The sequence below is a fragment of the Defluviimonas sp. D31 genome, assembly GCF_033436765.1.
Taxonomy (GTDB): Bacteria; Pseudomonadota; Alphaproteobacteria; order Rhodobacterales; family Rhodobacteraceae; genus Albidovulum.
Genome location: NZ_JAWQFN010000035.1, coordinates 1 through 7,097, shown reverse-complemented (window position 1 = coordinate 7,097; position 7,097 = coordinate 1). Strand labels below are relative to the sequence as shown.

Annotated in this window: 5 protein-coding genes and 2 pseudogenes; 5 read left to right on the top strand and 2 right to left on the bottom strand. The window is 70.2% G+C overall.

Annotation, left to right across the window (positions count from 1 at the left end; all coding sequences use genetic code 11):
- The first annotated feature begins 133 nt into the window (after positions 1 to 133).
- The 3 genes and pseudogenes from R5H32_RS20365 to R5H32_RS20355 all read left to right on the top strand — a co-directional run.
- Complete coding sequence (locus tag R5H32_RS20365) at positions 134 to 1,021, top strand: bifunctional 5,10-methylenetetrahydrofolate dehydrogenase/5,10-methenyltetrahydrofolate cyclohydrolase (protein WP_318340480.1); 888 nt, start codon at positions 134 to 136, stop codon at positions 1,019 to 1,021.
- A gap of 13 nt (positions 1,022 to 1,034) precedes the next feature.
- Positions 1,035 to 1,814, top strand: a pseudogene (locus R5H32_RS20360) (bifunctional methylenetetrahydrofolate dehydrogenase/methenyltetrahydrofolate cyclohydrolase); the annotation flags it as partial.
- A gap of 16 nt (positions 1,815 to 1,830) precedes the next feature.
- Positions 1,831 to 2,067: pseudogene (locus tag R5H32_RS20355) on the top strand (bifunctional methylenetetrahydrofolate dehydrogenase/methenyltetrahydrofolate cyclohydrolase); the annotation flags it as partial.
- Between the two features lie 169 nt (positions 2,068 to 2,236).
- Here R5H32_RS20355 and R5H32_RS20350 read toward each other — a convergent pair.
- Complete coding sequence (locus R5H32_RS20350; protein WP_318340479.1) at positions 2,237 to 3,076, bottom strand: EamA family transporter; 840 nt, start codon at positions 3,074 to 3,076, stop codon at positions 2,237 to 2,239.
- A 160-nt stretch (positions 3,077 to 3,236) separates the two neighbouring features.
- Here R5H32_RS20350 and R5H32_RS20345 point away from each other — a divergent pair, with 160 nt between their 5' ends.
- Positions 3,237 to 5,606 (top strand): DUF1989 domain-containing protein, encoded by a 2,370-nt coding sequence (locus tag R5H32_RS20345; RefSeq protein ID WP_318340478.1) that lies wholly within the window; start codon positions 3,237 to 3,239, stop codon positions 5,604 to 5,606.
- Between the two features lie 9 nt (positions 5,607 to 5,615).
- On the top strand, positions 5,616 to 6,041 hold the full coding sequence (locus R5H32_RS20340; protein WP_318340477.1) for a group II truncated hemoglobin: 426 nt from the start codon (positions 5,616 to 5,618) through the stop codon (positions 6,039 to 6,041).
- Here R5H32_RS20340 and R5H32_RS20335 read toward each other — a convergent pair.
- On the bottom strand, positions 6,027 to 7,097 hold a 1,071-nt coding region (locus R5H32_RS20335), incomplete at its 5' end, for a glycerate kinase (RefSeq protein WP_318340476.1). The two genes, R5H32_RS20340 and R5H32_RS20335, sit on opposite strands and share 15 nt — an antisense overlap.

Below are 7,097 nucleotides of genomic sequence, written 5' to 3'. Positions count from 1 at the left end.
CCGCGCGTTCCGCGGCCCCGTGGCGGGGCCGCGGTCCGCATCGGCGCCCCGTGCGCCGGGCGGGGCGAAGCAGAGGGCGAGACCGGAAGAAGACGAGACCGGAAGAAGACGAGACCGGAAGAAGACGGGGCGGATGAGCGCGACGATCATCGACGGCCGGGCCATGGCGCGGCGGATCCAGGCGGCGGCGGCGGCCGAGGCGGCGGATCTGGCGGCGGCGGGCTGGGCGCCGCGGCTGGTCTCGGTCTCGGTCGGGGCGGTGGCGGCGACCGAGCTTTACGTGCGCAACCAGCGCCGCCAGGCGGCGGCCTCGGGGATCGGCTTCGAGGCGCGCGACTATCCCGCGACGATCTCGGCCGAGGAGCTTGGCGGGGTGGTCGCCGGTCTCAATGCCGATCCGCGGGTGCACGGGATCGTGATCCAGCGGCCCTTGCCGGCGGCGATCCCGGTCCAGGCGCTGCAGCGGGCGATCCATCCCTTGAAGGATGTCGAGGGGCTGCATCCGGCCTCGATCGGCAACATCGTCTACGACGATCTGGCACTCGGCCCCTGCACGGCGCTGGCGGCTGTGGAGATCCTGAAGGCGCTGCCGCTCGATCCCGCCGGGCTCGAGGTCACGGTGATCGGCCATTCGGAGCTCGTCGGCAAGCCGGTGGCGTTCCTGCTGATGGGGCTCGGCGCGACGGTGACGGTGTGCCACGCGCTGAGCCGCGAGGTGGCGGCGCATGCGCGGCGCGCGGACGCGGTCTTCGTCGCGGTCGGTCGGCCGGGGCTCGTGACGGCGGAGATGCTGAAGCCGGGGGCGGCGCTGATCGACATCGGCATCAACCGGGTCGAGACGCCGGAGGGGCCGCGGCTGGTGGGGGATGCGGATTTCGAGGCCTGCGCCGAGGTCGCCGGCTGGATCACGCCGGTTCCGGGCGGGGTCGGACCGGTGACGGTGGCGATGCTGATGCGGAACGCGGTGCGCGCCACGAGGATGCAGATGGAACGGTACCGCGGTGCCTACGCGGTCGGATAGCAAGGAGACGGGAATGGGTGCGAAGATCATCGACGGCAAGGAGTTCGCCGCCGGGGTGCGGGGCCGGGTGGCCGAGCATGTGGCGCGGCTGAAGGCCGATCACGGGATCACGCCGGGTCTGGCGGTGGTGCTGGTGGGCGAGGACCCGGCGAGCGAGGTCTATGTCCGCTCGAAGGGCAAGTCGACCGTGGAGGCGGGGATGAACTCCTACGAGCACAAGCTCGACGCCGACACGTCGGAGGCGACGCTTCTCGCGCTGATCGACGCGCTGAACAAGGATCCGGCGGTCAACGGGATCCTGGTGCAGCTGCCCTTGCCGAAGCATCTCGACGCCGATCTGGTGATCAACGCGATCGACCCGGCGAAGGATGTCGACGGGTTCCACATCTCGAACGTGGGGCTTCTCGGCACCGGGCAGAAGTCGATGGTGCCCTGCACGCCGCTCGGCTGCCTGATGATGCTGCGCGACCATCACGGATCGCTCTCCGGGCTCGACGCGGTGGTGGTCGGGCGCTCGAACATCGTCGGCAAGCCGATGGCGCAGCTTCTCCTCGGCGACAGCTGCACGGTGACGATCGCGCACAGCCGGACGAAGGACCTCGCCGAGGTCTGCCGCCGCGCCGACATCCTCGTGGCGGCGGTGGGCCGGCCCGAGATGATCCCCGGCGACTGGGTCAAGCCCGGCGCCACGGTGATCGACGTCGGCATCAACCGGATCGAGCGCGACGGCAAGACCAGGCTCGTGGGCGACGTCCACTACGCGAGCTGCGCCGAGGTCGCCGGCGCCATCACCCCGGTCCCCGGCGNGCGACTGGGTCAAGCCCGGCGCCACGGTGATCGACGTCGGCATCAACCGGATCGAGCGCGACGGCAAGACCAGGCTCGTGGGCGACGTCCACTACGCGAGCTGCGCCGAGGTCGCCGGCGCCATCACCCCGGTCCCCGGCGGCGTCGGCCCGATGACCATCGCCTGCCTGCTCGCCAACACCCTCACCGCCGCCTGCCGCGCAAACGGTCTGCCAGAGCCCGAAGGGCTGACAGCGTAAGGTCAGAGGTCCGGACGGCGAAAGACGCGGCGGTCATCCGCCGCGTCCCGCGATTCATGCCCCCATTNGGCGTCGGCCCGATGACCATCGCCTGCCTGCTCGCCAACACCCTCACCGCCGCCTGCCGCGCAAACGGTCTGCCAGAGCCCGAAGGGCTGACAGCGTAAGGTCAGAGGCCGAGGTAGCCGATCCCGGCGAAGACAAGAGCGACGCCGCCCCATTGGGGCAGCGTCATCCGCTCGCGGAGGAAGGCCCAGGCGAGCAGGATCGTCACGACGCCGAAGACCGAGGAGGTGACGGAGGCGAATTCCGGGTGCGGCAGGCCGCCCGCAAGGAGGACGAGGCCGAGCGCCGCGGCGTCGAGCACGCCCATCGTCGCGAGCAGGAGCCAGGGCGCGCGCAGGAACCGGCCGCGTGCGGGGGATAGCGTGACGACGCCGGCCACGACCGCGAGGGCCGCGGCGCGGGCGACAAAGATCGCGGGCAGCCCGCCGCCGCCGCCGCTCGCGGCCTGGCCGAGCGCGAAGGTCAGGGCAAAGCCGGTGCCGCCGAGGCCGGCCCAGATCATCGCCGCCCGACGGCCGCCCGAGGCGGCCCCGCTCTCGTCCGACAGGATGGCGATCAGCGCGATGCCGCCAACGATCGTGGCGGCCGCGAGCCATTGCAGCATCGTCGGCGGAGTCCCCGTCGCCGCTGCCCAGAGGAGCGACAGGATCGGATAGGCGCCTATGATCGGCGCGACGAGCCGCAAGGGGCCGATCGCGAAGGCCCGGTAGAGGCTGTAGGTCCCGCCCGCAAAGGCGAGGCCGGCGAGCCCGGCGAGTGCCGCCGAGCGCGCCGGCAGCGCGGCCGCTTCGGCAAGCGAGAACGGCAGCAGCGCCACGAGGCCGGTCGCAAGGACGACGGTCATCGCCGCCGCGACGTCGACGCGCTGGCTGACATAGCGCACGCAGACATCGTGGACGCCCCAGCACAAAGCCGCCGCGAGGCCGAAATAGAGCGATTCCATCGCGCTCAGCCCCCCTTCCGTCCGGAGCGACTTGAAGCATTGCCGTGATCCGGCGCCGTCATGTTTTCCTCATCTTCGCTTGCGGGACGGGTAGCGTCGCGTTATTCTTCATGATAAACAAATATTCCGAAGATGCAAATCGCGACGGTCGGAGGCGCTGATGCTCGACAAGATCCCTGCCAGGTTCGTTCCGGGTCCGCCGCGTCCGAGTCGCATCCTCACGGCCGAGGCACTGACCCTGCCGCCCGGCACCGAACGCTATGTCGTTCCCGGGGCGGGCGCAATCCTCGTTCCGGTGGCGACGGGCGACCGGATCACGGTGGTCAACGACGAGGGCGGCCAGCCCTGCGAGATCGTCGCCGCCGGTCCCGACGGCAAGATCGACGCCGGTATCCTCGGACAGGCCGCGAATTCCGACGCCGCCGGGCTCAAGGCGCTGTTGGCGGGTGACGAGGCGAGCCTGCGGGCGCTCCGCCGCGGCATCGCGGCGCGCGGCATCGACCTCGCCCGCGCCAGCGCGCTGCGCGCTTTCGACGCGACGACCCCGGCGCGGACCGAGTGGGACCTGACCGCCGCGCGCGACGGCGTGGTGATCGTCGCGGCACCAGGCGGGGCGATGGACCTCGACGCCCAGGACACGGTGACGCCGCTGACCTTGAGGATCCGCCGCGCCACGCTTCGGCCGGTCAAGGGCTTCGACCTGCCGGATCCGCTCGCCGATCCGGTCCTTGACCTTCGGGTCCGGTCCGCGACGGCGGAGGCCTATCTCGTCAAGGCCGGCGACTACATCCAGATCCTCGATGTCGACGGCCGCCAATGCACGGATTTCCAGTGCTTCGACGCCCGCAAGCTCGACCGCGGCATCGAGCACGCGCTCGACGTTACGACGACGCGGACACTAATGGGCCACGCCTATCCGATGCCGGGCCTGCACGCGAAATACTACGACCAGGAGATGCTGCCGCTCGTGGAGGTGGTGCAGGACACCTGCGGCCGCCACGATGCCTTCGCGCTCGCCTGCTCGTCGAAGTACTACGACGACATCGGCTATCCCGGCCACACCAACTGCTCGGACAATTTCAACGGTGCGCTCGGCAGGCATGGCGTCACCCCGCGCCGGGGCTGGATGGCGATCAACTTCTTCTTCAACACCGGGCTCGACGCGCATGGCGTGATGTATGCCGACGAGCCCTGGACGCGGCCGGGCGACTACGTGCTCCTGCGCGCGATGACCGATCTCGTCTGCGTGAGTTCCGCCTGCCCCGACGACACCACGGCCGCCAATGGCTGGAACCCGACCGACATCCACGTCCGCACCTATTCCGGGGCGGAGAAATTCTCGCGCGCGATCGCCTATCGCCCCACCAAGGACTCGGAGCCGAAGATGACCAAGGAGACCGGCTTCAACGCCAGCTTCGCCAAGCACACCCGCAACTTCGTCGAATATCGCGGCTACTGGCTGGCCAACTGCTTTGCCACGGCCGGCCCGATCGACGAATACTGGGCCTGCCGCGAGAGGGCGGTGATCCTCGACCTCTCGCCCTTGCGCAAGTTCGAGATCACCGGGCCGGATGCCGAGGCGCTGATGCAGTACACGCTGACGCGCGACGTGCGAAAGCTCACCACCGGCGGCGTCGTCTACACCGCGATGTGCTACGAGCATGGCGGCATGATCGACGACGGCACGCTGTTCCGCCTTGGCCGCGACAACTTCCGCTGGATCGGCGGCGACGACTATTCAGGGATCTGGCTGCGCGAGCAGACCGAGAAGCTCGGGCTGAACGTGCTGGTCCGCGCCTCGACGGACCAGCTCCACAACGTCGCCGTGCAGGGGCCGAAGAGCCGCGACATCCTGAAGGGGCTGATCTGGACCGCGCCGCACAACCCCACGATCGAGGAACTGGCCTGGTTCCGCTTCACGCCGGCGCGGATCGGCGGGCCGGACGGCGTGCCGATCGTGGTCTCGCGCACCGGCTACACGGGCGAGCTCGGCTACGAGGTCTTCTGCCATCCGCGCGATGCCGGCACGGTCTTCGACGCGATCTGGGAGGCGGGCGAGCCGCATGGCATGCGGCCGATGGGGCTCGAGGCGCTCGACATGGTGCGGATCGAGGCGGGGCTGATCTTCGCGGGCTACGATTTCTCAGACGAGACCGATCCGTTCGAGGCCGGGATCGCCTTCACCGTGCCCCTGAAGTCCAAGCAGGACGATTTCATCGGCCGCGAGGCGCTGTTGCGCCGCAAGGAGCATCCGAGCCGCAAGCTCGTCGGGCTCGAAATAGACAGCGCCGTGGACGTCGGCCACGGCGACCCGGTCCATGTCGGCCGCGCGAAGGTGGGCGAGGTGACGTCCTCGATGCGCTCGCCGATCCTCGGCAAGAACATCGCGCTGGCCCGGATCGACGTGGCCCATGCCGAGATCGGCACCGAGGTCGAGATCGGCAAGCTCGACGGGCAGCAGAAGCGCCTGCCGGCACGGGTCGTGCCCTTCGCCCATTACGACCCGAAGAAGACGCGACCCCAGAGCTGAGGAGGGATCATGGCCGCGAGCATCCTCGACCAGTTGGGCGGCGAACCCGCCCTGCGCGACCTCGTCAACCATTTCTACGATCTCGTTGAGAGCGATCCGCGCGGCGAGAACCTGATGCGGCTGCATTTTCGCGGCCACGGGCTGAGCCATGTCCGCGAGGCGCAGTTCGACTTCCTCAGCGGCTTTCTCGGCGGCCGGCGCTACTACGAGGAAAAGCACGGCAGCATGGAGGTGCGTCTGATGCACGCCCATGTGCCGATCGCGCTCGAGGATGCCGAGAGCTGGCTCGAGTTGATGAACCAGGCGATCGACGACCTCGGCCATCACGGCCCGCATGTCGAGAAGATGCGCGCGGCGTTCCGCCGGGTCGCGCTGATCCTCGTCAACGATCTGCGCGAATGGGGGCTGCCGGCCGAGGATTCAGCCGGCGCCTAGCAGCATTATCTGGACGTCGGCGACGTTTGTTCCTGTTGGTCCTGTTGTGAGGAGGTCTCCGGCTGCGTCGAGGGCTTTGTTGCTGTCGTTGTTGTCGAGGAGGGTATTGGGGTTTTCGCCGGCGTTGCGGATGCGGGTTGTTGTTTTTGCGTCGGTGATGCCGCCTGCGGCGTCTGTTGGGCCGTCGCGGCCGTCGGTTCCGGCGGAGAGGAAGGCCCATGGGCGGTCGAGGTCTGGCATGGCGAGGGCGGTGCGGAGCGCGAGTTCCTGGTTGCGGCCGCCGCGTCCGGTGCCCTTGAGGGTGACGGTGGTCTCGCCGCCGAAGATCAGGCAGGCGGGGCGGTTTCGGGGCGCGGCGGTTGCGGCGGCGACGATGGCGTCGGCGGCCTCGGCGACATCGCCGGTGAGGCGGTCGCTGACGATCACGGGATCGAGGCCGCGGGCGCTCGCGGCAGTAGCGACGGCCTCGAGGCTGAGGCGGTTCGAGCCGATGAGGTGGTTCGCCGCCGCGGGTCCGGGGCCGGGGGCGGCTTCGGGCTGCGCGAGCCGGGCGCGGACGGGCTCGGGCAGGTCGGGCCAGATCCCGCGTTCGGTGAGGAGCGCTCGGGCCGCGTCGCGGGAGCCGATCGGGGCGGTGGAGGGGCCCGAGGCGATGACGCGCAGGTCGTCGCCGATGACGTCCGACAGGATGTAGGCGGTGACCGGGGCGGGGGCGGCGTGGCGGGTGAGGCCGCCGCCCTTGAGCCGCGAGAGGGTCTGGCGGACGAGGTTGATCTCGGTGATCTCGAAGCCGTGGGCGAGGAGGAGGCGGTTGACCTCGGCCTTGTCGGCGAGGGTGAGGCCCTCGGCCGGGGCCGGGGCGAGCGCCGAGCCGCCGCCGGAGATGAGCGCGATGACGCGGTCGGTGGCGGTCGCGGCGTCGAGCCGGCGCAGCGCCTCGGCGGCGGCGGCGGCGCCGTTGGCGTCCGGGACCGGGTGGCCGGCGGCCATGACCGTGGCGCCGGGGAGGGGCCGGGCGTTCTCGTAGTTCGTGATCACAAGCGTTGAAGCCGGGGC

What these genes read in the sequence shown, in the direction of transcription:
- R5H32_RS20345 (WP_318340478.1), top strand. Translation starts at nt 3,237, where the DNA reads ATGCTCGACAAGATCCCTGCCAGGTTCGTTCCGGGTCCGCCGCGTCCG.
- R5H32_RS20350 (WP_318340479.1), bottom strand. Translation starts at nt 3,076, where the DNA reads ATGGAATCGCTCTATTTCGGCCTCGCGGCGGCTTTGTGCTGGGGCGTC.
- R5H32_RS20365 (WP_318340480.1), top strand. Translation starts at nt 134, where the DNA reads ATGAGCGCGACGATCATCGACGGCCGGGCCATGGCGCGGCGGATCCAG.
- R5H32_RS20340 (WP_318340477.1), top strand. Translation starts at nt 5,616, where the DNA reads ATGGCCGCGAGCATCCTCGACCAGTTGGGCGGCGAACCCGCCCTGCGC.